This is a genomic window from Streptomyces sichuanensis (assembly GCF_020328095.1).
GTDB lineage: Bacteria > Actinomycetota > Actinomycetes > Streptomycetales > Streptomycetaceae > Streptomyces > Streptomyces cinnamoneus.
The window spans coordinates 1-25,536 of record NZ_JAIXMK010000102.1 but is presented as its reverse complement, the minus strand read 5'-3'; the positions used below and the strand labels follow the sequence as shown (position 1 = coordinate 25,536).

At 73.5% G+C, this 25,536-nt stretch carries 23 protein-coding genes and 1 pseudogene; 6 read left to right on the top strand and 18 right to left on the bottom strand.

The window, feature by feature from the left end; all coding sequences use genetic code 11:
• Positions 1-13: 13 nt before the first annotated feature.
• Positions 14-733, top strand: a complete 720-nt coding sequence (locus LE181_RS24695; RefSeq protein ID WP_225663688.1) for an ABC transporter permease — start codon at positions 14-16, stop codon at positions 731-733.
• Between the two features lie 28 nt (positions 734-761).
• Here LE181_RS24695 and LE181_RS24690 read toward each other — a convergent pair whose 3' ends face one another.
• The 3 genes from LE181_RS24690 to LE181_RS24680 all read right to left on the bottom strand — a co-directional run bounded on the left by LE181_RS24690 (position 762) and on the right by LE181_RS24680 (position 3,798).
• Positions 762-1,694, bottom strand: coding sequence for an aminoglycoside phosphotransferase family protein (locus LE181_RS24690; RefSeq protein WP_225663687.1), 933 nt, complete (start codon positions 1,692-1,694; stop codon positions 762-764).
• 50 nt (positions 1,695-1,744) lie between these two features.
• Positions 1,745-3,025, bottom strand: coding sequence for a CynX/NimT family MFS transporter (locus LE181_RS24685; RefSeq protein ID WP_225663686.1), 1,281 nt, complete (start codon positions 3,023-3,025; stop codon positions 1,745-1,747).
• 62 nt (positions 3,026-3,087) lie between these two features.
• Positions 3,088-3,798, bottom strand: coding sequence for a FadR/GntR family transcriptional regulator (locus tag LE181_RS24680; RefSeq protein WP_225663685.1), 711 nt, complete (start codon positions 3,796-3,798; stop codon positions 3,088-3,090).
• Positions 3,799-3,994: 196 nt separating this feature from the next.
• Between LE181_RS24680 and LE181_RS24675 the strand changes: the two genes are divergently transcribed.
• Positions 3,995-4,729: a rhomboid-like protein gene (locus LE181_RS24675; protein WP_225663684.1), complete on the top strand. Its 735-nt coding sequence runs from the start codon at positions 3,995-3,997 to the stop codon at positions 4,727-4,729.
• Here LE181_RS24675 and LE181_RS24670 read toward each other — a convergent pair.
• The 9 genes from LE181_RS24670 to LE181_RS24630 all read right to left on the bottom strand — a co-directional run bounded on the left by LE181_RS24670 (position 4,668) and on the right by LE181_RS24630 (position 14,598).
• Positions 4,668-5,507 (bottom strand): HAD family hydrolase, encoded by an 840-nt coding sequence (locus tag LE181_RS24670; protein ID WP_225663683.1) that lies wholly within the window; start codon positions 5,505-5,507, stop codon positions 4,668-4,670. The genes LE181_RS24675 and LE181_RS24670 overlap by 62 nt on opposite strands.
• Complete coding sequence (gene serS, locus LE181_RS24665; protein ID WP_225663682.1) at positions 5,504-6,781, bottom strand: serine--tRNA ligase; 1,278 nt, start codon at positions 6,779-6,781, stop codon at positions 5,504-5,506. Before serS ends, LE181_RS24670 begins: the two co-directional genes overlap by 4 nt.
• Before the next feature lie 563 nt (positions 6,782-7,344).
• Entirely contained in the window at positions 7,345-8,292 is a 948-nt protein-coding gene (gene pheA / locus LE181_RS24660; protein ID WP_225663681.1) for a prephenate dehydratase, read from the bottom strand.
• A 120-nt stretch (positions 8,293-8,412) separates the two neighbouring features.
• Complete coding sequence (gene efeB, locus LE181_RS24655; RefSeq protein WP_225663680.1) at positions 8,413-9,714, bottom strand: iron uptake transporter deferrochelatase/peroxidase subunit; 1,302 nt, start codon at positions 9,712-9,714, stop codon at positions 8,413-8,415.
• Positions 9,714-11,663: a copper resistance CopC/CopD family protein gene (locus LE181_RS24650; RefSeq protein WP_225663679.1), complete on the bottom strand. Its 1,950-nt coding sequence runs from the start codon at positions 11,661-11,663 to the stop codon at positions 9,714-9,716. The genes efeB and LE181_RS24650 overlap by 1 nt, the downstream gene beginning before the upstream one ends.
• Positions 11,664-11,683: 20 nt before the next feature.
• Positions 11,684-12,175 carry a copper chaperone PCu(A)C gene (locus LE181_RS24645; protein ID WP_225663678.1) on the bottom strand — a complete coding sequence of 164 codons (492 nt, stop codon included), beginning with the start codon at positions 12,173-12,175 and terminating at the stop codon, positions 11,684-11,686.
• Complete coding sequence (locus LE181_RS24640; RefSeq protein WP_225663677.1) at positions 12,175-12,828, bottom strand: SCO family protein; 654 nt, start codon at positions 12,826-12,828, stop codon at positions 12,175-12,177. The genes LE181_RS24645 and LE181_RS24640 overlap by 1 nt, the downstream gene beginning before the upstream one ends.
• 100 nt (positions 12,829-12,928) lie before the next feature.
• Positions 12,929-13,687 carry a YcnI family copper-binding membrane protein gene (locus LE181_RS24635; protein WP_225663676.1) on the bottom strand — a complete coding sequence of 253 codons (759 nt, stop codon included), beginning with the start codon at positions 13,685-13,687 and terminating at the stop codon, positions 12,929-12,931.
• 107 nt (positions 13,688-13,794) lie between these two features.
• Positions 13,795-14,598 carry a hypothetical protein gene (locus tag LE181_RS24630; RefSeq protein ID WP_225663675.1) on the bottom strand — a complete coding sequence of 268 codons (804 nt, stop codon included), beginning with the start codon at positions 14,596-14,598 and terminating at the stop codon, positions 13,795-13,797.
• A gap of 215 nt (positions 14,599-14,813) precedes the next feature.
• Between LE181_RS24630 and LE181_RS24625 the strand changes: the two genes are divergently transcribed.
• A complete protein-coding gene (locus tag LE181_RS24625; RefSeq protein WP_225663674.1) occupies positions 14,814-15,296 on the top strand; it encodes an ATP-binding protein in 483 nt (160 codons plus the stop codon).
• A gap of 64 nt (positions 15,297-15,360) precedes the next feature.
• Here LE181_RS24625 and LE181_RS24620 read toward each other — a convergent pair whose 3' ends face one another.
• The 3 genes from LE181_RS24620 to LE181_RS24610 all read right to left on the bottom strand — a co-directional run bounded on the left by LE181_RS24620 (position 15,361) and on the right by LE181_RS24610 (position 18,900).
• Positions 15,361-15,612 carry an SCO4226 family nickel-binding protein gene (locus LE181_RS24620; protein ID WP_225663673.1) on the bottom strand — a complete coding sequence of 84 codons (252 nt, stop codon included), beginning with the start codon at positions 15,610-15,612 and terminating at the stop codon, positions 15,361-15,363.
• 170 nt (positions 15,613-15,782) lie between these two features.
• Positions 15,783-17,240 carry an aminopeptidase P family protein gene (locus LE181_RS24615; protein WP_372458486.1) on the bottom strand — a complete coding sequence of 486 codons (1,458 nt, stop codon included), beginning with the start codon at positions 17,238-17,240 and terminating at the stop codon, positions 15,783-15,785.
• A 154-nt stretch (positions 17,241-17,394) separates the two neighbouring features.
• Entirely contained in the window at positions 17,395-18,900 is a 1,506-nt protein-coding gene (locus tag LE181_RS24610) for a PP2C family protein-serine/threonine phosphatase (protein WP_225663671.1), read from the bottom strand.
• Between the two features lie 815 nt (positions 18,901-19,715).
• On the opposite strand from LE181_RS24610, the gene LE181_RS24605 reads away from it, so the two are divergent.
• Positions 19,716-20,459 carry a bifunctional DNA primase/polymerase gene (locus tag LE181_RS24605; protein WP_225663670.1) on the top strand — a complete coding sequence of 248 codons (744 nt, stop codon included), beginning with the start codon at positions 19,716-19,718 and terminating at the stop codon, positions 20,457-20,459.
• A 356-nt stretch (positions 20,460-20,815) separates the two neighbouring features.
• A complete protein-coding gene (locus tag LE181_RS24600) occupies positions 20,816-21,493 on the top strand; it encodes a hypothetical protein (protein WP_225663669.1) in 678 nt (225 codons plus the stop codon).
• Positions 21,494-21,967: 474 nt separating this feature from the next.
• Here the strand turns inward: LE181_RS24600 and LE181_RS24595 are convergent, their stop codons facing one another.
• From LE181_RS24595 to LE181_RS24585, 3 genes are all read right to left on the bottom strand, one after another.
• Complete coding sequence (locus tag LE181_RS24595) at positions 21,968-22,936, bottom strand: DUF5926 family protein (RefSeq protein ID WP_225663668.1); 969 nt, start codon at positions 22,934-22,936, stop codon at positions 21,968-21,970.
• 251 nt (positions 22,937-23,187) lie between these two features.
• Positions 23,188-23,613, bottom strand: a complete 426-nt coding sequence (locus LE181_RS24590) for an ATP-binding protein (RefSeq protein ID WP_263869363.1) — start codon at positions 23,611-23,613, stop codon at positions 23,188-23,190.
• Positions 23,614-23,843: 230 nt separating this feature from the next.
• Positions 23,844-24,779 carry a glycerophosphodiester phosphodiesterase gene (locus LE181_RS24585; protein WP_225663667.1) on the bottom strand — a complete coding sequence of 312 codons (936 nt, stop codon included), beginning with the start codon at positions 24,777-24,779 and terminating at the stop codon, positions 23,844-23,846.
• Between the two features lie 190 nt (positions 24,780-24,969).
• Between LE181_RS24585 and LE181_RS24580 the strand changes: the two are divergent.
• Positions 24,970-25,536: pseudogene (locus tag LE181_RS24580) on the top strand (hypothetical protein); the annotation flags it as partial.

Here is a 25,536-nt window from a genome sequence, read left to right as displayed (position 1 = left end):
GCGGTCACAGCCCATGTACAACCCCACTGTCGCCCGGCTGACCTACCGCGGCCTCCTCGGCCGCCGCCGGGCCCTCATCCTCTTCGTGCTGCCGGCCCTGCTGCTCGTGATCTCGGCCGCCGTCCGCATGCTGACCGGAGCCGACGACAACACGGCCACGAGCGTCCTGGGGGGCTTCGCCCTCGCCACGATGGTGCCGCTCATCGGCGTCATCGCCGGTACGGGCGCGATCGGCCCGGAGATCGACGACGGCTCGGTGGTCTACCTCCTGGCCAAGCCCGTCAAGCGCCCCACGATCATCCTCACCAAGCTCGTCGTCGCCATAGGCGTCACCGTCGCCTTCTCGGCGGTGCCCACCCTCATCGCGGGCTTCCTGCTCAACGGCAACAGCCAGCAGATCGCCGTGGCCTACGCCCTGGCCGCCACGGTGGCCTCGGTCGCCTACAGCGCGATCTTCCTGCTGCTGGGCACGGTCACGCGCCACGCGGTCGTCGCCGGGCTCGTCTACGCCCTGGTGTGGGAGTCGCTGTTCGGCAGCCTCATCCCCGGTGCGCGGACGCTGAGCGTGCAGCAGTGGTCCCTGGCCCTGGCCGAGAAGACCGCGGGGGCAGGAGCGGTCACGGCGGACGTGGGCCTGCCGCTGGGGCTCACGCTCCTGACCGGTGCCACCGTGGCCGCCACCTGGTTCGCGGCCCGCAGGCTGCGCGCGCTGACGCTCGCCGGGGAGGAGTAGGCCCGCACCGGCCCATCGGGCACACGCCCTAGGAGAGGGCCCGCGCGATCGCCATCTGTTCCGGCTGCAGCGCGGGCTCCCCGTCCTCGATGTCCCACAGGCAGTTCTGCAGGACCCGTCCCAGCGTCCAGCACACCGCGCGCTGCCGGTCCAGGCCGAGGACGTCGGTCATCAGGTCGAACCGGCGCCGCACCGCCCGCGCCACGTCGCCCGTCGCCACGACCTCCTCCCAGCGGTTGCCGATCGCCGGCAGCAGGTCGAAGGCCGGGTCGCCGGCCAGCGGTTTGGGATCGATCGCCAGCCACGGCTCACGGCCGGCCCCCGGCAGCGACGCCAGCACGTTCTCGTAGTGCAGGTCCCAGTGCAGCAGCCGGTCGCCGGCCTCGCCGACGACGTCCCTCACGGCCGCCGCGCACGAGGCCAGCAGCCGGCGTTCCCCGGGATCGGCCAGCCGCGGCAGCGCGTCCGGCACCTCGGCGAGCATCGCCGCCGCCACGTCCGCCAGCCGGCGCATGCCGGCCGGCGGCGGGGCCTGCTGCAGCCGCCCCAGCAGCTCGCTGAGGGCCAGCAGCGCGGCCTCGGCGTCCGGGACGTCCCTCAGCGAGCGCCCGGCGTCCAGCCGCTCCAGCAGCATCGTGCCGGTCTCCGCGTCCTCGTCGAGGAGACGGACCGCCCCCGCGCCGCCCCACGCGCGCAGGGCGTGCGGCTCGCCCGCGCTCTCGCCGGTGACCGGCTGCAGCTTCAGCGCGGCCGGCGAGCCGTCCTCGCGCAGCACGGGCAGGACGAGCGCCACCGCGCCGTGCGCCGCGGGCCCGTCGGCCTTCAGCCCCCACCGGTCGAGGAGGTCCGCGGCCAGCTCCGGCAGACCGGCGACCCACTCCGGGCCGCCCTCGCCCTCCGGCATGGTGGCGTGGTTGTCGACGAGACCGGCCGGGACCGTGATCCGGGCTGCACTGTGCACGGGGCGTCTCCTCCTACGGCACGGGCGTGCCGTCTCACCCCTCCAACGCGTCAGATCTTGCGATTGCGCCCGGCGCCCAGCCCCAGGAAGAGCAGCGCCGTGCAGGCGACGAGCAGCAGGGCGACGGGCAGCGTCCAGTCGCCGGTCGCCTGGTGCACCGCGCCGATCGCGAACGGGCCGACGGAGGCGAGGAGATAGCCCCAGGTCTGGGCCATGCCCGAGAGCCGGGCCGCCGTGTGGGCATCGCGGGTGCGCAGCACCATCAGCGTCAGCGCGAGGCCGAGGAGACCGCCCTGGGCCACGCCCATGAGCGTCGCCCAGACCCAGGCGCCCGCCACCGGGGCGATCAGCAGCCCCGTGACGCCGGCCGCCATGAGGGCGACCACGGCGACGGCCAGCGGCCGTTGGTCGCTCATGCGCCCGGCGAGCATCGGCACGACGAACGAACCGGCCATCTGCACCAGCGTGTAGAACGCGTAGACCATGCCGGCCTGGCTCTTGCTCATGCCGTGGTCGGTGAAGACCGTCGGCATCCAGGCGATGCACACGTAGGCGATGAGCGACTGGGTGCCCATCAGCAGCGTGACCTGCCACGCCAGCGGGGACCGCGTGAGGGACGTACGCGCCTCGGAGACCGGGCGCGGCGTCGCGGCCGCCGGCCCCTGCCCGGCGCCGCGGCGGGCGACGGCGGCCTGCGGGAGCCACACGAGCGCCGCGACGACCGCCAGCAGCGCCCAGGAGGCGAGGGAGCCCTGCCAGCCGCCGAGGGCGTTCTCCAGCGGGACGGAGGTGGCCGCCGCGCCCGTGGCGCCGAGGATCAAGGTGGTGGAGTACAGCGCCGTCATGCTCGCGGCGCGGTCCGGGAAGTCCCGCTTCACCAGGCCGGGCATCAGCACGTTGAGCAGGGCGATCGCCGTTCCGACGAGCGCGCAGCCGACGAAGAGGGCCACGACGGGGGGAGTGACGCGCAGCAGGATGCCGGCGGCCAGCAGGACGAGCGCGCCGCACAGCACGGCCTCCGTCCCCCAGCGCCGGGCGAGCCGGGGCGCGACGATCGAGCCGAGGCCCATGAAGACCAGCGGAATGGTCGTCACCAGGCTGCTCGCCGCGGCCGCCAGGTGGAAGTGGTCGCCGATCTCGCCCATCAGGGGAGAGACGCCGGCGAGCGCGGCCCGCATGTTGAGCGAGGCGAGGACGATGCCGAGCATCACCAGGGCGGGGTGCGCGCGGCGCCCGGCGGCGCCCGCGGGAGCGGGCGCCGGCTTCGCCTCGGCGCCCGTGAGGGGCTGCTCGGCGGCTATGACGGGTGTGTCCGGCCTCGTTTCCGGCATGGGGGTGCTCTCCAAAGGGGGGTGCGGTGAGGTGGTCGTCGCTCCGGCGCGCTCCGGGCCGGTCAGTGTTCGGCGAGCAGCGACTCGACGGCCTGCTTGGGGCGCTCCAGCAGCACCCGGGCGGCCCGGCCGGCCGCCTCGGGGTCACCGGAGGCGATCGCGTCCATGAGCGCGTGGTGGTCGCCGTGGATGATGCGGGGCATGTCGCGGTCGCCGAGCGCGGTGACCAGCGCCTCGCGGACGGAGCTGCTGAACCAGGCGTAGGTGGCCGTCAGCGCGGTGTTGTGCGCGGCCTCCACGACGGCCCGGTGGAACTCGACGTCGTGATCGGCGTACAGCTCCAGGTTGCCGGAATCCGGCTGGCCCTCGGCGTCCTCGAACGCCCTCTGCGCGTCCAGTGCGGCCCGCATCCGCTCCAGGTCGGCGGGCTCGTGCCGGTGCGCCGCCAGCCGGGCGGCCTCCGCCTCCAGCGCGATGCGCAGCTCCAGGACGTCGCGCACTCCGGCGCGCTGCAGACCGCGCATGATCTCGCCGGGGTCGGCCGTGGAGACGACGAAGGTGCCCTCGCCCTGCCTGGAACGCAGCATCCCGGCGTGCACGAGCACGCGGACGGCCTCGCGGACGGTGTTGCGTCCCACCTGCAGCTGCTCGGCGAGCGCGTGCTCGGTCGGGATGCGCTCGCCGACGGCCCACTCGCCCGCGGCGACCTGGGTGCGCAGCTGTTCCACGACGGTGTCCACGAGGGACTGGCGTCCCGCAGCTCGCAGTGCCATGCGTCCTCCGACGATGCCGATCCAACCGGTTGCCCAGTCATCCTACAACTGGTTGTCCTACAACTGGCAGGGTCGTCGAACGGGCCGGGCCGTCCAAGGGCCGGGCCCGTCCAACGGACAGCGCCGTCCGGCCGGCAAGGCCGTCGGCTCCGCCGTTCCCCGGGCTGTGGCCCGGGCGCCGGGCTACCGTCGAAGGGTGACAGTCGACGCGATACGTCTGCGGATCCGCTCCTGGGTCCGTTCCTCGCCCGGCACTCACATCTGGCTGCTGATCATCGGGATCACCAGCCTCGTCATCGCCTCCGCCAGCGAGGGCCTGGAGAGCTTCCTGCTGCACCGCACCAGCAGCAACATCCACGAGCTCAACAAGCACCCGATGCAGTCGCTGCTCATCAGCGGCTTCTGGATCGCGAACCCGTCCTCGTTCCTGCTCTACGTCGTGCTCTTCGAGCTCTTCCACGCCAACGTGGAGCGCTGGATCGGCACCCTGCGCTGGCTGGCCACGGTGGCGGCCGCGCACATCGCGGCGACGCTGATCAGCCAGGAGGTGCTGTTGCTGGCCATCCAGAGCCACTCGGCGCCGCGTTCGATGAAGCACGTGGTCGACATAGGGGTCTCGTACGGACTCGCCGGCTCCGCCGGTGTCCTCACCTACCGCGTGCCGCGGCCCTGGCGCTGGTGCTACCTGGCGGGGACGGTGCTGTTCTTCGCCGTGCCGCTGCTGACCGGCGGCACGTACACCGACGTCGGGCACGCGATCGCGCTGGCCCTGGGCCTGGCGTGCCGGCCGCTGACGCGCGGCCGGCCGGAGTGGGACTGGGACGGGCGGCGGGCCCGGCGCGCGGTGCCCGCGGCTGTGCCCGAGGCCGTCAGACGGCGGCTGGGCGGAAGAGGCGCTCCAGGACGACCGCGATGCCGTCCTCGTCGTTAGAGGCCGTCACCTCGTCCGCCACGGCCTTCAGCTCCGCGTGCGCGTTGGCCATCGCGACGCCGTGCCCGGCCCAGCCGAACATCGGAACGTCGTTGGGCATGTCGCCGAAGGCGATCGTCCCGGCCGCCTTGACGCCCAGCCGGCGCGCCGCGAGCGACAGGCCGGTGGCCTTGCTCAGGCCCAGCGGCAGCAGCTCGACTATGCCGGCACCCGCCATCGTGACGCCCACCAGACCGCCCGCGACCGCACGCGCGACCTCGGCCAGGGCGTCGTCGTCGAGCCGCGGGTGCTGGATGTAGAGCTTGTTCAGGGGCGCCGACCAGATCTCTTCCGGATCCGTGATCGGGACGGCGGGCAGCGGCCCCTCCTGGACGTGGTACCCGGGGCCGACCAGGACGTCGCCGTCCATGCCGTCACGGCTGGCGGCGAGGTACAGCGGGCCGGTCTCGGCCTCGATCTTGGCGAGCGCCAGCCCGGCCAGCTGCCGGTCCAGCGTCACCGACGTCAGCAGCCGGTGCTCGCCCGCGTGGTAGACCTGCGCGCCCTGGCCGCAGACGGCGAGGCCGCGGTAGTCCAGGGCGTCCAGGACGTGCCGGGTCCAGGCGACGGTCCGGCCGGTGACGACGATGTGCGCCGCCCCCGCCGCCGTGGCCAGCTGCAGGGCGGCGCGGGTGCGCTCCGAGACGGTGTCGTCGGAGCGCAGCAGCGTGCCGTCGAGATCGGTCGCGATCAGCCGGTACGGCAGCGGAGCGGATCCGTCTGCGGCGTCGTCACTCACTTGGCGAGGGGCTCCAGCAGCTCGCGGCCGCCCAGGTACGGGCGGAGCGCCTCGGGCACGCGCACGGAGCCGTCGGCCTGCTGGTGGTTCTCCAGCAGCGCCACGATCGTGCGCGGCACGGCGCACAGCGTGCCGTTGAGCGTCGCCAGCGGGCGGACGTTCTTGCCGTCGCGCATGCGGACGGACAGGCGGCGGGCCTGGAACTCGTTGCAGTTGGACGTGGAGGTCAGCTCGCGGTACTTGCCCTGGGTGGGGATCCACGCCTCGCAGTCGAACTTGCGCGAGGCCGAGGCGCCCAGGTCGCCGGTGGCCGTGTCGATGACCTGGAAGGGCAGCTCAAGGCTGGTCAGCCACTGCTTCTCCCACTCCAGCAGGCGCGCGTGCTCGGCGTCGGCCTCCTCCGGCGCGACGTACGAGAACATCTCGACCTTGTCGAACTGGTGCACGCGGAAGATGCCGCGGGTGTCCTTGCCGTACGTTCCGGCCTCACGGCGGAAGCACGGGGAGAAACCGGCGTAGCGCAGCGGCAGCTGGTCCGCCTCGATGATCTCGTCCATGTGGTACGCGGCGAGGGGGACCTCGGACGTGCCGACGAGGTAGAGGTCGTCGTTGTCGAGGTGGTAGACGTCCTGCGCGGCCTGGCCGAGGAATCCGGTGCCCTCCATGGCGCGCGGCTTGACCAGCGCGGGGGTGAGCATCGGCGTGAAGCCGGCGGCGGTGGCCTGGGCGATGGCGGCGTTGACGAGGGCGAGCTCCAGCAGCGCGCCGACGCCCGTCAGGTAGTAGAAGCGCGAGCCGGAGACCTTGGCGCCGCGCTCGACGTCGATCGCGCCGAGCGCCTGGCCGAGCTCCAGGTGGTCCTTGGGCTCGAAGCCCTCGGCGGCGAAGTCGCGGCGGGTGCCGACGGTCTCCAGGACGACGAAGTCGTCCTCGCCGCCGCGCGGCACGTCCGGGTGGACGAGGTTGCCGATCTGCAGCAGCAGGCGCTGGGCCTCCTCGGCGGCCTCGTCCTGCTCGGCGTCGGCGGCCTTGACGGCGGCGGAGAGCTCGCCGGCCTTCTTCAGCAGCGCGGCCTTCTCGTCGCCGGCGGCCTTGGGGATGAGCTTGCCGAGCGCCTTCTGCTCGGAGCGGAGCTCGTCGAAGCGGACGCTCGACGACCTGCGCCGCTCGTCGGCGGAGAGCAGTGCGTCGACGACGTCGACGTCCTCTCCACGGGCGCGCTGGGAGGCGCGCACACGGTCGGGGTCCTCACGGAGCAGGCGAAGGTCAATCACCCCTCCAGGCTACCGTCGTGCACTGCGATCGCTCGACGCGATATTCCTTTTCCTTCCGGTTTGCCCCACTCTGGGGTGAAGGGAAAAGCCCGTGATCCCCCCGCGCGGGCGCCCGCGGGGATTTCTGGAAAACCGGAAAAGGAGGGGCACAGGGGGCGCAAAGGGGCCGCGCCGACCGGCGAGCGGCCTTGTGGAGGACGGGAGTTGAGGACACCCGTTGTCCACAGGAAGTGATCCTTCCGGTTCTTTGTCCACAGGGTGTGCGCGAAATCTGTGGATGCCGGAATCTCGCCTTCCGCCTCTTCTGTCATTCGTCAGAGTTTCTCCGGCCAAACATCGTCCGGACACTCTTTGGGATGGGTTTCTCTCCCCCTAAGGGGTTGTTCGAGGCTTTTCGGTAGACGCAGGGGCGCGGGCCGGCCGGAGGGGGGCTGTGGACGGCCCCTGCGGCCGACCGCGGCGATTTGTCGACCTTGACCGTTTCGCCGCGCTTCTCGACACCTCGCTGTGTCGACTTATCCCCAGCTTCGGGGGTGCCTGTGGATAACCCTGTGGGAAAAGCCTCAGGCCCGGCCGTCCTGGCAGCGTGCCAGCCACTCCGCCGCCGCCACGAAATCACCGTCCGAGGTCCCCGGCCGCACCGAGAAGGCATCCGTCCGGACGTCCGGGTCGACACCCGCACGCGGGTACGACCCCAGGAACCGCACCTCCGCGCACGTCCGCTTGAGCCCCATCAGCGCCTCGGCCACCCGGCGGTCGGTGATGTGCCCCTCGCAGTCGACCGAGAAGCAGTAGCGGCCCATTCCCTGGCCCGTCGGCCGCGATTCGATCCGCATGAGGTTCACGCCCCGCACGGCGAACTCCTGCAGGTATCCCAGCAGCGCACCCGGGTGGTCGTCCCGCTGCCACATCACCAGGGACGTGCGGTCCGCGCCCGTCCGCGCCGCCGGCCGCGCCGGACGGCCGGCCAGCACGAAGCGGGTCTCCGCGTTCTCCGCGTCGTGGATCTCGGTGACCAGCGGCTGCAGTCCGTACGTGGCCGCCGCGAACTCCCCGGCGAACGCGGCGTCGTAGCGGCCCTCGCGCACCAGCCGCGCCCCGTCCGCGTTCGACGCCGACGACTCCCACACCGCGTCCGGCAGGTTGGCCGCCAGCCAGTTGCGCACCTGCGGCTGGGCGACCGGGTGCCCGGTGACCGTCTTGACGTCCTCCAGCCGCGTGCCGGGCCGCACGAGCAGGGCGAACGCGATCGGCAGCAGCACCTCGCGGTAGATCATCAACGGCTCGCCCGTGGCCAGCTCGTCGAGCGTCGCGGTGACGCCGCCCTCGACGGAGTTCTCGATCGGCACGAGCGCGGCCGCGGCCTCGCCGCCCCGCACCGCGTCGAGCGCGGCGGGCACGGAGACCATGGGGACGAGCTCGCGGGTGGCCGCCTCCGGGAGAGTACGGAGGGCGGCCTCGGTGAACGTGCCCTCCGGGCCGAGGTAGGTGTAGCGCGTTGCCGACCTCACGCGATGTCCCTCCGAGCGATCATCTGGTGGAGCAGCCACCATACCGATGCCCGTGCGGGGCCGTCCGCGGATGCCCGGTGAGGCCCGCGCGGGGACGGCCGCCCCGCCGTGGGCCCGGGATCACCCCTCCAGCAGCCGCTGCCCCACGTACTCCCCCGGAGCGCATCCGCCCGGCACCGCGAACACCCCGCTCGCCTCGTGCTTCAGGAAGCGCGAGAGCCCGTCGCCGCGGTCCAGCTTCCGCTGCACCGGGGTGAAGCCCTTGCGCGGGTCCGCCTGCCAGGCGATGAACAGCAGGCCCGCGTCCGGAGCGCCGTCGTCCCGGAAGCCGTCGTGGTACGAGAACGCCCGGCGCAGCATCGCCGCACCGCGGTTGGTCGCCGGCGAGGCCACCCGGACGTGCGCGTCGCCCGGAATCGCCAGCACCCCGTCGGGACCCATCTTGTTGAAGTCCGGGCGGGTGGTCTCGGTGCCTCCCGACAGCGGGGAGCCGTCCGACTTCCGGCGGCCGATGATCTTCTCCTGTCGCTCCAGCGACAGGTTGTCCCAGCTGTCGAGCAGCATCCGGATGCGCCGGAAGACGACGTACGAGCCGCCGGCCATCCACGCGTCGGCACCGGTGCGGTTGTCCGGCACGAAGATCCGTTCGGCGAAGTTCGCGTCGGTCTCCTTCGGGTTGTTTGTCCCGTCCATCTGGCCCATGAGGTTGCGGCCGGTCATCGGGTTCTCGGTGGCGCCGGGTGTGCGGTTGAAGCCGTTCATCTGCCAGCGCACCTTGGCGGTGTCCGCCGCCAGCCGCTGCAGCAGCCGCAGCGCGTGGAAGGCGACCAGCCCGTCGTCGGCGCCGATCTGCACCCACAGGTCGCCCTCGCTGCGCTTGGGGTCGAGGGCGTCGGCGGTGAAGGCGGGCAGCGGCTCCAGCGCCTCGGGGCGCTTGGCCTTGAGACCGGTCCGGTCGAAGAAGGTGCGTCCGAAGCCGATGGTGACGGTCAGGGACGACGGCCCGGCGTCGAGGGCGATGCCCAGCTCGTCGCCCTGGGGCGTGCGGCCCTCCATCATGTCCGCGGCCGCGGCCGACCAGCGGCGCAGCAGGGCCGCGGCGGCCTTGACGTCGGCCTTGGGCGCGAGGTCGAAGGCGGCCAGGTGCCCGTGCGCCTGCGAGGGCTGCAGGATGCCCGCCTGATGGGTGCCGTGGAAGGCCACGTTCGCCGAGCCGACCGAGGAGAGGGGATCGGGTTTGCCGCGCACCACCGACACACCGGTGGCACCGGCGGCACCGCCCGCGACGAGCGCGACGGCGCCGGCGGCACCGGCGGTGCCGAGCAGCCGCCGGCGGGAGACGCCGCCGGTGCCGTTGTCGGAGATCTTCTGCACGTCCTCGGGGGACGCGTCGCCGGAAAGGGTGTCGGTCCTGTCAGCCATCAGTTGATCTTCACGCTCTCGATCTCGGTGACCTGGTCGATGTCCGAGGTCCGTACGGTCAGGGACAGCTGCCAGTCGCCCGCCATGGGCAGTCGGAAGCCGGTGGCCTGCCAGCGTCCGACGGACTGACGCACGAGGGCGGCCCGGAGTGGACCGATGCGCTGCGTCGTCTCGGTCATGGCCAGTGTGAGCTCAGGGACGTCCACGGGGCGTCCGGAGGGATCCGTCAGAGTGACGGAGACGGTGGTGGCGCCGGAGCGCGCCGGGTCGACGGTGACGCGGGCGGTGCCGCGGCCGTTCGTCCCGCCCGTGTCGTAGGCGAGGCGCACGTCGGCGGGGCCGGAAGCGGCCGGAGCCGTGCCGGCCGCGCCCGCCGCCCGCTTCTGCCCGGCCTCGGCGCGGCCGGGCTGGGTGCCGGTCAGCAGCGTGGTGACGACCAGCAGGGCGACGGCGACGACCGTCTCGGCGAGGACCGAGCGCCGCAGTCCGCTGCGGTCCGCGTCGGCGTCGCGCTCCCGCAGCCCGCTCGCCTTCTCGACCGCGGCCCGCTGCCGGGCGAGCTGGGCGGCCCGGACGGGATCGGCCGCGGCGGTCCTGGCCGCGGCGGGCACCCCCACCGGGCCCCTGGTCCGGCGGACCGTGCCGGCCGCCGTGCCGGAAGCCTGCCCGGCCGTCCCGCCGTCGGCGAGCCGGCCGGTCCAGCGCCGCGAGAAGAAGGCGACGGCCAGCATGACGGCGACCAGTGCCACCTTCAGCAGCAGCCAGCGCCCGTACTCGGTGCCCGTCAGGGTGCTCCACGAGAAGCCGACTTGTCGCCACGACTGGTAGAGCCCGGTCGCCACCAGGACGCACACCGAGGCGAACGCCAGGCGCGAGAAGCGCTCCACCGCCGGGCGCCCGATCGCCTCACCGGACCGCAGCACGGCCAGCAGCCCGGCCAGGCCGCCCAGCCAGACCGCCACGGCCAGCAGGTGTGCCACGTCGACGGGCATGGCCAGCCACGGCTGGATGCCCGCCGAGGCGTGCTCGGCCATCGCCCACGTCGCCGCCAGCCCGGCCGCGACGACGAAGCCGCCGATGCCCAGCCCGTAGGCGACGTTCCGGCGCGCCGCGTCCGCGCCCTCGCCGGAACGCCCGTCGCCGGCGCGGTCGTCGCCCTCCCGCGCCTGCGGTGCGTACGAACCGAACAGCACCGCCAGGAAGACGGCCGCCGCGCTCAGCAACAGCAGTCGCGACAGCAGCGCCGCGCCCGGCTTGGTGGCCAGCACGTCGCCGAGCAGCGACAGGTCGGGGACCGAGCCCAGTCCCTTGCCGCTCGTGTACGCGCCGCGCAGCAGCAACAGCGCGGTCGTGGAGACGAACAGCGTGACCCAGCCGGCCACCGCGATCCGCTGCACCGGCCGCGAGGCGCGGCACACGCCCGCGAAGACACAGCCGCCGACGAGCAGGACGAAGCCCGCGTACGCCGCGAGGCGGCCGGTGCCGTAGAAGGTGTCGACGGCCGGGTCGATCGTCGTGGCCGCCGACCGCACGGTCACCACCGTCTTCGACGGGGCGCCGACGGAGAAGGTGAAGGCCCCGGCCACCGGGTGGCTGTCCGCCGAGACGGCCTGCCACGCCACCGTGTAGGTGCCGTCGCCGATCCCGCCGCGCAGCGTGACGGCGGCCGACTCGGACCTGCCGTCCACGTGCTGGGGCCGGCCCTCGTCGACCCGCTCGCCGCGCGGGTCGAGGACCCGCACGGAATCGGCGCTGAGCAGCACGCCCTCGGAGAAGGTGAGCTCCACCCGCTGCGGGGCGGCCGGCACGACCGACCCGTCGGCGGGGTCGGTGGAGGTGAGTGCCGCATGGGCCGACGCCGTGCCGGCGCCGAGCGTCAGCACGCACAGCAGCGCGGCGAGCACGGCGGCGAGCAGCGACGGCACCCGCCCGGTGATCGCGGTCTTCATCGCACGTCAGTCCTCGGTTCTCAGACCTTGGGACGGAAGGTCGTGCTCTCGACCGGCACCTTGATCTTGATGGGTGCCGAGGTGGCGAAGTGCAGGGTGAACTCGATCTTCTCGCCCGTCTTCGGCTTGTGGCTGAGCTTGCCGAGCATCAGGTGCGTGCCGCCGCGCGCGAGCGACAGCTTGCCCTTGGCCGGCACCTCCAGCTCCGCGGCGTGCTTCATCTGCGAGCCCTCGGTGGTGTGGAGGGTGGCGTCCGCGGAGAGCGGCGTGGTGACCTTGGTGAGCCGGTCGGCCTTGCCGCCGTCGTTGGTGACGGTGAAGTAGGCGGCGGCCATGTCGGCCATCGCCGGCTGCGGCAGGTAGGCGCCGCTGACCGACAGGTCGGGCTTGCCGGGGGAGAGGGCGTTCTTCTCCGACTGGCATCCGGTCACCAGGAGCAGGCCCCCGGCGACGACGAGCGGCAGGACGGCGGCGGTGGCGGTGGTGGTCCTGCTCATCTTCTTGGCGCGCATCACGGGTTCTCCCCCTTGATGATCTTCGGGAGATCCTTGGTGTACTGCTCGGACGTGGTGGACGAGGTGTAGATCCAGTGGCCGCCGTCGTCCTTCGGCGAGAAGCCGACGACCTCGGCGCCGTGGCTGACGGTGACGGAGCCGTCCTTCTCCTTCTTGGCCGGCTCGACGAGGATGCCCAGCGGCTTGGCCGCGGCCTGGATGGTGGCGAAGTCACCGGTGAGGCCGACTATGTCCTGGCCGCCCTGCGCGTCCAGCCACTCGCGCATCCGCTTGGGGGTGTCGCGCTCGGGGTCGGTGGTGACGAAGACGACCTGGAGCTTGTCCTGGTCCTCCTTCGGCAGCTTCTTCTCGGCGGCGGCGATGTCGGCGACGACCGTCGAGCAGACGTCGGGGCAGTAGGTGTAGCCGAAGTAGAGCAGGACCGGGCGGCCCTTGGTCTCCTTGACCAGCTCGTACTTCTTCTCCGAGGTGTCCGTCAGGACGAGGTCGGGCTTGGCCTTGGGCGAGTCCAGGGTGATCGCCCCGGTCCTGGCGGGCTCGGCGGAGACGTCGGCGGCGGGCTTGTCGCCGGAGCCGCCCGAGCCGCCGCAGGCGGTCAGGGTGAGCGCGGCGGCCGCGGCCAGGACCGCGCCCACGAACTTGGTGCGCATGGAGTGCTTCTCTCCAGGGAATCGGTCGGTGCTGCCGGCCCGGCGGGCGCGCGGACGCGCCGCCGGACCGGCCTTACGGGCCTTGGGGAGCCGGACCGGCTCAGGCGGCGGAGCGGCGGCGTCCGGCGACGACGCCGAAGACCGCACCGGCCACGCCGACGACGATGCCGACGACGCCCAGGACGCGGGCGGTGGTGTCGGAGCCCGAGGACTTCTCCGCGGCGGCCGTCCCGGCCTCGGAGCCCTTGCCGGCCTTGTCGCCCGCGGCCTTGTCGTTCTTGTCGTCGTGGTGGTCACCCGCGCCGGCGGTGGAGCCCTTGGCGACGAGCTTCAGGACCGGGGCCGGGTGCTCGGCCTCGTGGCCGCCCGGCGTCGAGGCGTCGATCCAGCGCACGACGTCGTCGTCGGAGTAGGTCTGCAGGGCCTTGAAGACGAGCTCGTCGGTGTCGGTCGGCAGCTGGCCGACGGACAGCGGGAACTGCTGGAACTGCCCCGGCTCGATCTTGCCGCCGGTCCAGGTGACCTTGGAGACGGCTTCCTCGATCGTCTTGCCGTGCACCTGCAGCGGCTTGTCGAGCTTGGTCTTCTCGACCTTGACCTCCCAGCCCGGCACGGCCTGCGGCATCACGGAGGCCAGCGGGTGCTTGGGGTCGAGGCTCAGCTCCAGCTTCACCGTCGAGGCGTTGTCCTTCTCGTTGGGCACCTTGACGGAGATGGTGCTGTAGCCGCCCTTCTCGGCGGTGCCGGGCTGCACGCTCACGTGCGCGGAGGCGGGGCCGGCGAGCAGCAGCAGGCTGCCGGCGGCGATGCCGCCGACCAGGGCGGTACGGGCGGCACGGAGACGACGGGACGAAGTCATGGGGAAACACTCCACGTGGCAGGAGAACAGAGGGGGATGGCGCGCGTGCGGCGACAGCGCGAACACCCCCTGCCGCTCCTTGTCCGGGCAGTGGTGCGTCGCGTTCGTCAGGCCGCGAGGGCGTAGCGCGGCGGGCCCCGCCTGATCACCAGGTGGCGCAGCTCCGGCTCGCGGGCCGGGCGTTCGTCCTCGGCGTCCGTCGGACGGCCGGGCACGACGAGCGGCTGCGCCGCCGGTACGCGGACGAGCAGTAGCAGCGACCGCAGCGCGCGGACGAGCGTCGCTTCCGCGAGACCGCGCGCGGACTGCGCCGACAGCCGCACCGCTCGCCACAGCGCGGCCTCGCCGCGGCGCAGCAGCCAGCCCAGGGCCAGCGCGGCGAGGAGGTGGCCGAGCGTCATCGCCGGCGAGGGCAGCAGCGCGTGCCACAGGGACGCCGGGGCGTCCTGGCCGGCTCCCGCCTGGTGGACGGCGGGGTGGACGGCCGGGTCGAGGCCGGCGTCCGTGATCACCTGGCGGGCCTCGGCGGCGGACAACGGGCGCTGGTTGCAGGTGAGCTGCGTGGCGAAGTGGATCAACCCGCCCTCGGCGCCGGCCCGTCGGCCGTCCGCCGTGCCGGACACGGCGGAGACCGACGACGCGGCGTGCTGCCCGAGGCCGAAGAGGGTGTGCAGCGCGAGCTGTCCGACGGCCAGCAGGGCCGCGATCCCCGGCAGCGAGCGCTCGCGCCCGGCCAGCGGCGCGGACACCGCGAAGACGGCCAGGAAGGCCGCGGCCAGCGTCCACGGGGGAACGCTCGCGCAGGAGGCCAGCACGTGCCCGCCCGCGGACAGCAGAACGCAGACCGCGGTGAACACCGCGGCCCGGATCAGTCGCAGATCGGCGCCGGCGCGCGCGACGGGGTGAGGCATGGCTGCGCCATCATCCCACCGGCCCCATCGATTCCCTACGGCAGGGGTGGAAAGGGGACCTCCGCCGGAGGCACTCATTCCGGTCGCGTCCCATACACGCCTTCCCCCACATGGCGCGTCGGCCGAATGAGCGGTCTCACACGGCCGGCAGGCTTACACACCGCCTCGCGCGGCTATACGTATCGGTATGTCGAGCCGCAGCCAGGAGGCTGAGCATGAGCATTTGGTGGTCACTCCACTTGCGGCGCGAGGCCGCGAGCGTTCCGCTCGCCCGTCGGCTTCTGATCGGTGCCATGGAGACGGCCGGGGTGGACCCCGACACCTCCTACGACCTCGCGGTCGCACTCAGCGAGGCGTGTGCCAACGCGGTCGAGCACGGTGGTGACGCATCCCCCGGCTATCGCGTGACCGCTCTGATCGACGGTGACACCTGTCGCATCGAGGTCACGGATTCGGGGCCGGGCTTCACCGACCGGCCCGTACGGGCCGGACGGCAGCCGGCCCGCCCGCTGCAGCCCAGGACCCCGGCCTCCGTCCACGACGAACACGGCCGGGGTCTCTTCTTGATCGCTTCCCTCACCGATCACGTCCGCGTCCGCAACCGCCCGGGCCGCCCGGGCGCCGTGGTCAGCTTCGACAAGATCCTCAAGTGGAGAGAGGGAGCCCCGCCGGCGGGGGCCCTGCTGAGGGCCTCGTGAGCACGGCACGGCCCCGGCAGGCCAGGAGACGGAGACGGGCCGGCGAGGAGACCGGACCGGCCGGTCAGGTGATCGTGATCGGCAGCGGGTGGACCTCGGTGACCGGATGCCCGGCCCGCTCGTGGACGCGCTTGACCGCATCCGCCGAGGGCGCCTCGGAGAGGCAGTAGACGGTGCCCGACTTCGGGTCCGCCCACGCCCGCTCGAAGTGCACGCCCTCCTCGCGCTCGATCGCCTGGTCGGCGCGGTGCGCGGTCGCGAGCTGGTCCTTGGTGATGCCCTGCATGCCGTGATGGACGTCCATGAACTTCGTCATGGCCGGCACCTCCCTCGTACGGAAGCCCCTCCAGCCATGATGCGCCCGCCGCTGCCCGGCTGCCCCCGGGGCGCGGACGACCCCGCGGCCGCCGGGAGCGGCCGCGGGGTCGTCGTGGACCGGCCGGGTGGGCCGGGTAGGCCCGGGCGCGGCGGGCGCCGCGGCGGTCGTCAGCCCTTCAGGCCCGCCATCCACGCCTCGACGTCCGCGGACGTGCGCGGCAGGCCGGCGGAGAGGTTCCGGTTGCCGTCCTCGGTGACGAGGATGTCGTCCTCGATCCGGACGCCGATGCCCCGGTACTCCTCCGGCACGGTCGTGTCGTCGGCCTGGAAGTACAGGCCGGGCTCGACGGTCAGCACCATGCCGGGCTCCAGGACGCCGTCCACGTAGGTCTCCGTGCGGGCGACCGCGCAGTCGTGGACGTCCAGGCCGAGCATGTGACCGGTGCCGTGCAGGGTCCAGCGGCGCTGCAGGCCCAGCTCCAGGACGCGCTCGACGGGGCCCTCCACCAGGCCCCACTCGACCAGCTTCTCGGCCAGGACCCGCTGGGCGGCGTCGTGGAAGTCGCGGTACTTGGCCCCCGGCTTCACGGCCGCGATGCCGGCCTCCTGGGCCTCGTAGACCGCGTCGTAGATCTTGCGCTGCAGCTCGGTGTAGGTGCCGTTGACCGGCAGCGTGCGGGTGACGTCGGCGGTGTAGAGCGTGTGGGTCTCCACGCCGGCGTCGAGCAGCAGCAGCTCGCCGGAGCGCACGGGGCCGTCGTTGCGCACCCAGTGCAGGGTGGTGGCGTGCGGGCCGGCGGCGCAGATGGAGCCGTAGCCTATGTCGTTGCCCTCGACGCGGGCGCGCAGGAAGAACGTTCCTTCGATGTACCGCTCGCTGGTCGCCTCGGCCTTGTCGAGGACCTTCACGACGTCCTCGAAGCCGCGGACGGTGGAGTCGACGGCCTTCTGCAGCTCGCCGATCTCGAACGCGTCCTTGACCAGGCGCTGTTCGCTGATGAAGACGCGCAGCTGCTCGTCGCGCTCGGCGGTGACCTTGTCGGTCAGGGCCGCCTCGATGCCGGCGTCGTGGCCGCGGACGTTGCGGACGGGCCCGGTGGCCTCGCGCAGGGCGTCGGCCAGCTCGCGCACGTCCTTGGCGGGCAGGCCCAGCAGCTGCTCGGCCTCGCCCAGGCTGCGCCGGCGGCCGACCCACAGCTCGCCCTGGCCGTCGAGCCAGAACTCGCCGTTCTCGCGGTCGGAGCGCGGCAGGAGGTAGATCGTCGCCTCGTGGCCGTCGGCGGTGGGCTCCAGGACGAGCACGCCGTCCTGGGTCTGGTCGCCGGTGAGGTACACGTACTCGGTCGAGGCGCGGAAGGCGTACTCGGTGTCGTTCGAGCGGGTCTTGAGGTTGCCCGCCGGGATCACCAGGCGCTCGCCCGGGAAGCGGGCGGACAGCTCGGTACGGCGGCGCGCGGTCTCGGCGGCCTGGGCTATGGGGCGCAGGTCGTGCAGCTCCGTGTCGGCCCAGCCGGACTTCATGTTCTCGGCGAGCTCGTCGGACACGGCCGGGTAGAGGCCGTTCTTCCGCTGCTTGATCGGCTCGTCGCCTTCGGGGTTCTCGGGCGCGGGCTGGTGCTCGGTCACTGCGTTTCCTCCTCGAACGGGGCCGCTTTCCATCGTATGTGTGGGGGAAAGTGCCCGAGAAGGCTGTGACCGAACAGTCAGCGAAGGCCGGACATATGTTCAGACCGGTGGTTCACCCGTCTTTCCGGGCGAATGTGCGGCTCAAACGCGGCTCTCAGGTGAAGTGGGCCACGAGGAGGATGACGTCCTCGCCGTCCGCCGGGGAGGCGTCCTCGGGCAGCACCGTCCGCAGCACGTGGTCGGCGATGGCGTCGGGGTCGTTCCGTGCGGCGCGGGGCACGCTCGCCGCGGCCGAGTGCAGCCGGGTGTAGGCGCGGTCCATCGTGTCGCCGGTGCGGTGCAGCAGGCCGTCGCTGTAGAAGAGGAGCGTTTCTCCGGGCTCGGGTTCGATGTCGACGCTGGGCGCCTCCCAGCACGTCAGCATCCCCAGGGGCGCCGAGAGCGAGGTCTCCACGTACTCGGCCCGCCCGGACCCGATGATCAGCGGTGAGCAGTGCCCGGCCCCCGCGACGACCACCTTCCGCTCGGCGGGCTCGCAGTAGGCGAAGAGGGCGGTCGCGGCGCGGGTCGGCTCGGTCACCCGCAGCAGCAGCTCCAGGTCGGAGAGGACGGCGACCGGATCCTCGCCCTCCATGACGGCGTACGCGCGCAGGGAGGCCCGGAGCCGTCCCACCGCGGCGACCGCCTCCGGTCCGGAACCAGTGATTCCGCCGATGGCGAGGCCCAGGGCCCCCTCGGGCAGCGCCAGCGCGTCGTACCAGTCGCCGCCGCCCCGCGGCCCCGGGCGGTGGCGGACGGCGAGGCGGACGCCGGGCACCCGGGGCAGCCGGGTGGGCAGCAGCTCCTCGTACAGCGCGGCCACCGTCTCGCGGGCGTGCGTCAGCTCCAGCAGCCGGGCCAGGTGCTCGGTCGCGTAGCCGCAGTAGAGGCCCGCCAGGTGGCGCTGGCGCCGGGTGGGCTCGGCGGGCTCGTCGTACAGCCAGACGGCCGCGCCGATGCGCCCGGCAGCGGGCGGAAGGCTCGATTCCGGGCTGCTGGACTCCGCACGGGGGGAGGAGGCCGGCGACTCCAGCGGGACGGCATAGCTGGCGGCGTAGCCCAGACGGGCCGCGACCTCGCGGTGGCGGGGGTCGAGGCCGTCCTCGCCCGGGATGTCGGGGTGGGTGGTGCCGGACCGGTCGCCCACGGGCGGCAGGTCGTCCAGCAGCCCCACGTACGGGCCGGGCGCGGCGGAGCCGGGACCGTGGTCGTGCGGGATGGTCTCGATGTGGCCGAGGTCGGCGCGGCCGAGGCCCAGGGCCACCGTGACGGGGTGCGCCGCGTCGCCGTCGCCGTGGAGCGTGACGAGGCCGCGGCCCGCGCCGACGAGCGAGGCGCCGGCCCGCAGCACCTCGCGCAGGGCGTCGTCGAGGTCCGCGGTCCTGGCCAGCCGTTCGGTGAGTTCGTGGAGGGTGGTGAGGTCGGAGACCCAGCCCGCGAGGCGGTCCTGGACCAGGGTGCCCGGCGCGGGAGGCGCGGAGGAGGAGGCGGACGCCGCCGGAGCGGCGGGGGCGATCTCGGGCGCGGTGGCGGGGGTGGGGACTGCAGGGGCGGAAGTGTGCGCGGGCGCGGGGGCCGGTGGGCTGATTCCGGCCACTTTCGGCAGGTGGGGCGTGGTCATGGCCGGCTGTTCCGGCCGGGCCGGGCGGCGGGGCGCTCCGGGCGTGGCGGGGAGCCGGCCCGCGGCGCTTCGCCGAGACCGCTCGACCCGCTGGCTGGCCAGGGCTTTCTGCGCAATAGCATCGCAAACCCCCTGTCGTGTTGCGTGCTATCAGTGCTCCACATGTACACGCCCGGGCAAGGGAATGTCCAGCATTGGACCAGTGGGATTGGTGGTGTCTGATGAGGTTCCGTCCCCCGCTGAAGTTTGGCCGGAAAAAACTGCTGCGGCCCGCGATTTGCGGTCGACTGGCGTCGCTCCAACAACGCGTCACATCCACCACGGTGGGTACGTACTCGGAGAAGGGCAGCGGCAGTTGGGGCCGTCCCGCAACCCGGCGGCGGACCCGAGCGTCTTATCGGTCGACGGCCACGCCCATCCCCGAGCGGCGTGGGGCAACCCATGCCGCGGGCGAGGGGCGCACCGGTTCAGCACGAAGCGCCATCCGCGCGCCACCCCCCGCCAGGTTTCACGCTCGGCCCGTGGCGTGATGCGCTGCGTTGTAGGCGCAGCGACGCGTGATCCACCTGGTGTGCCGGTCACAGGGGCAGCGGCGCGTTGAGTACCGCGCCGAGCAGTGCCCGTAGTGCCATGTAGTCCCCGAGGTCCCGGGGGCTGCGCGTAGTCCGTGCAGTCCATGCAGTCCACGCGGTTCCTGCAGACCTTGCAGTCCCTGCAGTCCCTGCAGTGCCTGTCTCAGTGCCATGTACGTGCAAGACGGTCCCCGCCGAAGGCGGGGACCCCCCTTCGGCGTTCACGGAAAGGAACGAGCGCTCATGCGCGAGATCCTCGGAAGGCGACGCAAGCTCTCCCTCCGGCGGGCCGGCCGTTCCGCGGTGCTCACCGCGGCCCTGACCTACGCCACGGAGTGGCAGTGGCCCGTGCTCCCCGGTGTGGGGCTGCGGCCCGGCATCGGCCGCGTACGCGAATGCGGCTGCCCCGATCCCGACTGCGTGGTCCCCGGTGCCCACCCGTTCGACCCCGGGCTGCTCGCGGCGACCACGGACGCCCGCATGGTCCGCTGGTGGTGGACCAACCGGCCCGAAGCGCCCGTCGTGCTCGCCACGGGCGGCCGGGCGCCGTGCGCGGTGAGCCTGCCGGCTGTGGCCGGGGCCCGTGCGCTGGCCGCCTTCGACCGTGCGGGCGTCCGGCTCGGCCCCGTGGTCGCCACCCCGACCCGCTGGTCCCTGCTGGTGGCGCCGTACTCGCTGGAGGTCCTCGGCGAGCTGCTCAACAGCCAGGACTGGGTGCCCGGCTCGCTGCGCTTCCACGGGGAGGGCGGCTACGCGGTGCTGCCGCCGTCCCCCACGGGCGCCGGGCGGGTCCGCTGGGAACGGGCCCCACGCCCGGCGGGCGCCGCTGCCGGCGGCCGCGGCGGACGGTCCGGCGCCGGCCGCCGGCTGGACGGCCTGGCGCGTCCCTGGCTGCCGGACGTCGCCTCGGTGGTCGACGTCCTGGTCGAGCAGAGCGTGCGCAGCACGGGCACGCCCGGTGGTGGCGGCAGCAGGCTGGCGTACTGACCGCGCCCGCTGCGCGGGGCCGGTGGCGGGTGCTTCCCGGGTTGTCCGGGCCCTGCCGGTGACGGCGGCGTCGAGGACGGCTTTCCGAGGGGGCCGGGAGCGCGTACGGACGGGAGACGCACGCGCTCTCACTCGTAAGGGTGTAAGCCGCCGAAAGAACCGCAGGAAACGGCCGTGCATGGCATCGGAGGGCGGGTCCGGGGCCCTACTGTTCGGGAACAGGGCTTGCGACGGGCGCCGGGACATAGGGCGCCGCCGGCCCGGCGGGCGTGCGTCCGAGTCCGACCCCGCGATCAATTCCGGTCCGTCCCCGCGATCGAGCCAGCGCGCTTCCGCGGCGAATTGCAGGTGGTCCCATGGTGCGTGCGCCCAGTGTGTCCGGCGCGTCCTCGCGGCGCGCGGCGAATTTCCGGATGATCGTGCTGGCCGGCGCCGTGACGCTCGCCGTGGCGCTGCCGCTGGCGGTGGCCTCGGCGGGTCCCGCGGGACCCGCCGCGCGGGAAAAGAGCCGGCCGAAGGCGGGCTCGGACAAGATCCGCGGCAAGGGCGGATATCTGCCCCGGCCGGCCGGATTCTCCGGCCCGGGTGCCGTCGGCGCCCCGCTCGGCCCGGACGGCGATCAGCCGGCCGCGTCGGGCCTCCTCGGCTTCGACGCCGCGGACGCCGGTGCCGCCGGGCCGGACGGGGCGGCCCGCGGCGCCGCGCGGTGCGGTCCCGAACTGGCCTCCCCCGCGGGCGTCGAGGCCCAGACGTGCGTCATGGAACAGGGCCGGGACACCTGGGCGCGCACGTACTACCGCAACGCCAGCGGCATCCCGCTGACCGGAGTGCTGACCCTCATGGCCCCCGGCGGCCGGACCGTTCAGGTGCCCTGCCCGATGGCCGCAACCGATGATCCGGACATGTGCGAGACCCCGCACGGGACGACCCTGCGGGGACATGGCTCGTATGCGGCGGTCGCGGAGATCGCCTCGGCGGAGGGGAAGCTGCTGCTCCGCTCCGGGAGCAACTCGCCGGAGCCCGAGGAGGGTTAGCGGGGGCCGGGCGGTGCGCCCGCTCGGGAGCCCCCCGAGGGGGCGCTGAGGGCGCTTCCGGCGCCGTGCGGTGCGGGGTGAGCCGGGCCGGGGCCTGCAGCCTGTCGTCGGCCCGTACCGGCCCGTATCGCGTCAGGGGGGCCTTCCGGCGGTCTTCCGGAGGGCGGTGGCCGCCGCCGCGTCGGCGCGGGCGGCCCGTATCGCGTCCGGGCATGGAAACGCCCGGTCGCTGGCGACGGGGGATGCACCAGCGACCGGGCTCCTAGAACGGTAACAAGAGATCCGCGGTTCGCAAATTCGATCGTGGATTTCCGGACGCGGATTTCCGGCCGGAGAGCGGGAGTTGTGACAGGAGTCACGTAGTTTGACCCGCCATTTACCCGCATTCACCGGCCTCGGTCGCCGGAATCAATCATTCCGCCAGGGTTCGGCGGCGCGGCTGATTCCTGATGGTCGTCCGAATGTATATCCGGTTCAGTTCAGGGTGATCTGACGGCTCGTGAGACCGCCTCGGGCGCGGCGCTCCTCCGCCGTCAGCGGGGTGTCGTCGGCCAGCGCGGTGGCGAGCCGCTCGGCGAAGGCCGTGGCCGGCTTCTCCACGTCCTCGGCGCCGACGTCGCCCGGCAGGTCCCACACCGGAACGATCAGCCCGTGGGCGCGGAACGAGCCCACCAGGCGGGTGCCCTCGCCGAGCGAGGTGCCGCCCGCGACGTGCAGCCGCGCGAGCGCGTCCAGCAGCTGCTCCTCCGGGTGCGTCATGACCCAGCGCAGGTGGTTCTTCTGCGGGGTGCGGCACCAGTACGCGGCGTCGACGCCCGACAGCCGGACGGTCGGGATCGCCGCGGCGTTCGCCCGCTCCAGGGAGGCGGCCACCTCGCCGGTGGCGTTCTCGGCGTTCTCGACCCAGAACTCGAAGCCCGTGTGCACGACCGGCTCGAACGGAGCGGCCGGGTCCAGCAGGTCCTGCAGGCGCGGCCCCTCGGCGCCGGTGCGCTCCGCGGTGACGGGGGTGCCCGGCTCGGCGGCCAGGGCGCGCTGGAGGGTGACGGCGAGGTCGCGGCTGAGGTCGCCGGTCGGGGTGTCGTTCTGCAGGCCCAGCAGCACGGCACCGCTGTCGCGGCGCAGGGCGGGCCAGGCCATCGGCAGGACGGTCGCCAGGGTCACGGAGGGCACGCCCTCGGGCAGCCCGTCCTTGAGCTTCAGCTCGACGGTCGCGGCGGGCACCAGCTCGCGCAGGGCGACCCAGTCGGCCTCGCCCGGCAGCCCTTCGAAGGGGCGCCGCACGAGCTCGGCCGGCGCGTGCGAGGCGGTGCGGCCGTGGCATGCCTTGTAGCGCCGGCCCGAACCGCAGGGGCAGGGCTCGCGGGCGCCGACGACAGGGATCGGCGCGTCGCCGGCCTGCGGCGTGGCGGCCTTGGTCTGGGGGCGGCGCTTCTTGGCCATGGTGTGCGTGTCTCCCGATCGTTGCGTCCGGCCCGCGCGTCCACGCCGGTCGCCGACGGCGTCGGCGTGTGGCGCCCGGGTGCCGGACGGCATTACTGCGTTGACGGCGCGAGCCTAGCGCCCGGGGGACCGGACGGTCCGGGCACGCGCGGCCGGGGCGCGCGGAGACGTTCGTACACCTGGGTGGTGGTGGCGGTGCCGGCGGTGTCGGCAGGTCGCGGACGCCGGCTACCGGTGCGAACGACGGCTCATCACATCAGCCCGTCGAGATCGGAGAAGGAGAGAAGGGGGTCGGGATCGACGCGCGTAGCGAAACCGGCGCGTGCGGACATCGCCGCCCATACGGTCACCTCGCCGGCGGCGTCCCGTACGCCCCAGTCCTGCGAGAGTGCGCTGATGATGTTCAGGCCCCGGCCGCCGCGCGCGGTGACCGAAGGGGTGGCCGGAAAGGGCCGGGTGGGGCCGCCGCCGTCGGTGACCTCGACGGTGAGCCCGCCGCGGTCGTCGAGCCGCCAGGCGGCGATGATGCCGCCGTTGCCCTCCCGGTCTCCGGCGCCGTTCTCCCGGCTCAGCGGGCGACCGTGGCGGTACGCGTTGCTGAGCAGCTCCGAAAGGATCAGTACCGCGTCGTCGATGACCGAATCCGGTACCCCACTGGCGCGCAAGTCCTTGCGCATCCGGTGTCTCGCTTCGCCCACACCGGCAGGACCATGGGGTACGGCCATGATCGACGACGTGGGCACCTCCTGTGCCACCACCAACGCCACCCCCGAGACCTCCTTTGCCCCACGTCAGGGGATGGATGCCCCAATGGACTGGACCGGAAACCGGCCAACCTCGACGCGGTGGGGCACTCACGCCGCTCGGCTGCGCAGCGAACGCGCCGGTGCACTCCATGTAATGGCCGCTACCCGCGCCCCAGCTGGGTAAGTACCGCCTTGGGCCGGTTCGTGATGATCGCGTCCACGCCGAGGCGGGCGCACAGCTCGACGTCCTCGGGCTCGTTCACCGTCCACACGTGCACCTGGTTGCCGGCGCGGTGCAGGCGGGCCACGTAGTCGGGGTTGCTCCGCACGATCCGGATGCTCGGCCCCGCGATGCCCACCCCGACCGGCAGCCGCCCGTCGCGGTGACGGGGGGAGACGAACTGCATCAGGTAGACGGTCGGCAGGGTGGGCGCCGCGGCCTGGACCCGGTGCAGGGAACGGGCGGAGAAGCTCATCACCCGTACGGGCGAGGGTTCGCCGGGCGGCGGGTCGGCGAGGCCGAAGCGGCCGAGGAGGGCCAGCAGCCTCTCCTCCACCTGGCCCGCCCAGCGGGTGGGGTGCTTGGTCTCGATGGCCAGCTCGACGCGGCGGCCGGAGTCGGCGACGAGTTCGAGGAGGCGTTCAAGGGTGAGGACGGACGTGCGCTCGGGGTCGCCGGGGACGGTGCCGCCGCCGTCGCGCCGGCCGTTCCGCCAGGTCCGGCCGGCCTCGGGGCCGGCGGTCGGGTCGGTGTCCGGGGGGAAGGCCCGGTCCAGTGCCCGGTCGGGGGCCTCCGCGTCGGCGGCCTGCCCCTTCCAGGAGCCGAAGTCGAGGGCGGCGAGGTCGGCCAGTTCGAGGGTGGAGACGGCGCCCCGGCCGTTGGAGGTGCGGTTGACCCGTCGGTCGTGCACACAGACGAGGTGGCCGTCGGCGGTCAGCCGCACGTCGCACTCCAGCGCGTCCGCGCCGTCCTCGATCGCTTTGCGGTACGCGGCCAGGGTGTGTTCCGGAGCGTCCTCGGAGGCTCCGCGGTGGGCGACGACGTCGAGGGGACGGCGCTCGGGACGCTGGTTCCCGGCCGGGTGCGCGTAGGTCACCGCGTTATGGTGCCACCGGCCGGCGCGATCGCGCAGGGGGCCTGTTTTGTCCTGTAGTAAGGACGGACGGCCGAGGTCACAGGCTCCGCTTACGGTGGTCTGACGCGCCATGGGAAAAGCTGGTGCAGGACCATGCGAACGTGGCCGGAAAAACGCGACGACTGACGTGTACCTGATTGAGGAGACAACTGTGAGCACCGAGAACGAGGGCGCCGCCGTTCCGTCCGCGGCATCGCCGCGCACGGGGTCTCCGGCATCGACGACACCGGCGGATTCCGCGCCCGCGCCCGGACCCGTGCCCGCCCCCGAGGGCGAGGCGCCGGCGGTCGGGCTGACGAAGGCGGCGGCGCCGGCGGAAGAGCGCACGGCGCAGCTGCCGCCGGTACCGCCCGTACCGCCGGCTCAGCCGGCGTCCGCTCCCGCCGATGCGGCCGCGCAGCAGACCACTCCGCCGGCGTCGGCTCCCGCCGATGCGGGCGGGCAGCCGACCCAGCAGATCGCGCAGCAGGCGCCGGCCGTCGCCGACCCGAGCGGGCAGGCGACGGAGCAGCCGGCCGGGCAGGCGCCCGCCGTCACCGACGCGGCCGGTCGTACCGGCTATGCGGATCAGACGGGCGAGCCGTACGGGACCGGCCAGCTTCCGCCCGCCCAGGCTCCCGGCGCGGCGCAGCAGCAGGGCGCGTTCGCTGCGGCCGGCGCTCCGGCCGCGGCCACGGGCGGCTGGTACGGCGGCGCGGACGCGCCCCCGCCGTACGGC

What these genes read in the sequence shown, in the direction of transcription:
- LE181_RS24695 (WP_225663688.1), top strand. Translation starts at nt 14, where the DNA reads ATGTACAACCCCACTGTCGCCCGGCTGACCTACCGCGGCCTCCTCGGC.
- LE181_RS24685 (WP_225663686.1), bottom strand. Translation starts at nt 3,025, where the DNA reads ATGCCGGAAACGAGGCCGGACACACCCGTCATAGCCGCCGAGCAGCCC.
- LE181_RS24680 (WP_225663685.1), bottom strand. Translation starts at nt 3,798, where the DNA reads ATGGCACTGCGAGCTGCGGGACGCCAGTCCCTCGTGGACACCGTCGTG.
- efeB (WP_225663680.1), bottom strand. Translation starts at nt 9,714, where the DNA reads ATGGCTGACAGGACCGACACCCTTTCCGGCGACGCGTCCCCCGAGGAC.
- LE181_RS24650 (WP_225663679.1), bottom strand. Translation starts at nt 11,663, where the DNA reads ATGAAGACCGCGATCACCGGGCGGGTGCCGTCGCTGCTCGCCGCCGTG.
- LE181_RS24645 (WP_225663678.1), bottom strand. Translation starts at nt 12,175, where the DNA reads ATGCGCGCCAAGAAGATGAGCAGGACCACCACCGCCACCGCCGCCGTC.
- LE181_RS24640 (WP_225663677.1), bottom strand. Translation starts at nt 12,828, where the DNA reads ATGCGCACCAAGTTCGTGGGCGCGGTCCTGGCCGCGGCCGCCGCGCTC.
- LE181_RS24635 (WP_225663676.1), bottom strand. Translation starts at nt 13,687, where the DNA reads ATGACTTCGTCCCGTCGTCTCCGTGCCGCCCGTACCGCCCTGGTCGGC.
- LE181_RS24630 (WP_225663675.1), bottom strand. Translation starts at nt 14,598, where the DNA reads ATGCCTCACCCCGTCGCGCGCGCCGGCGCCGATCTGCGACTGATCCGG.
- LE181_RS24625 (WP_225663674.1), top strand. Translation starts at nt 14,814, where the DNA reads ATGAGCATTTGGTGGTCACTCCACTTGCGGCGCGAGGCCGCGAGCGTT.
- LE181_RS24620 (WP_225663673.1), bottom strand. Translation starts at nt 15,612, where the DNA reads ATGACGAAGTTCATGGACGTCCATCACGGCATGCAGGGCATCACCAAG.
- LE181_RS24610 (WP_225663671.1), bottom strand. Translation starts at nt 18,900, where the DNA reads ATGACCACGCCCCACCTGCCGAAAGTGGCCGGAATCAGCCCACCGGCC.
- LE181_RS24605 (WP_225663670.1), top strand. Translation starts at nt 19,716, where the DNA reads ATGCGCGAGATCCTCGGAAGGCGACGCAAGCTCTCCCTCCGGCGGGCC.
- LE181_RS24600 (WP_225663669.1), top strand. Translation starts at nt 20,816, where the DNA reads ATGGTGCGTGCGCCCAGTGTGTCCGGCGCGTCCTCGCGGCGCGCGGCG.
- LE181_RS24595 (WP_225663668.1), bottom strand. Translation starts at nt 22,936, where the DNA reads ATGGCCAAGAAGCGCCGCCCCCAGACCAAGGCCGCCACGCCGCAGGCC.
- LE181_RS24590 (WP_263869363.1), bottom strand. Translation starts at nt 23,613, where the DNA reads ATGCGCAAGGACTTGCGCGCCAGTGGGGTACCGGATTCGGTCATCGAC.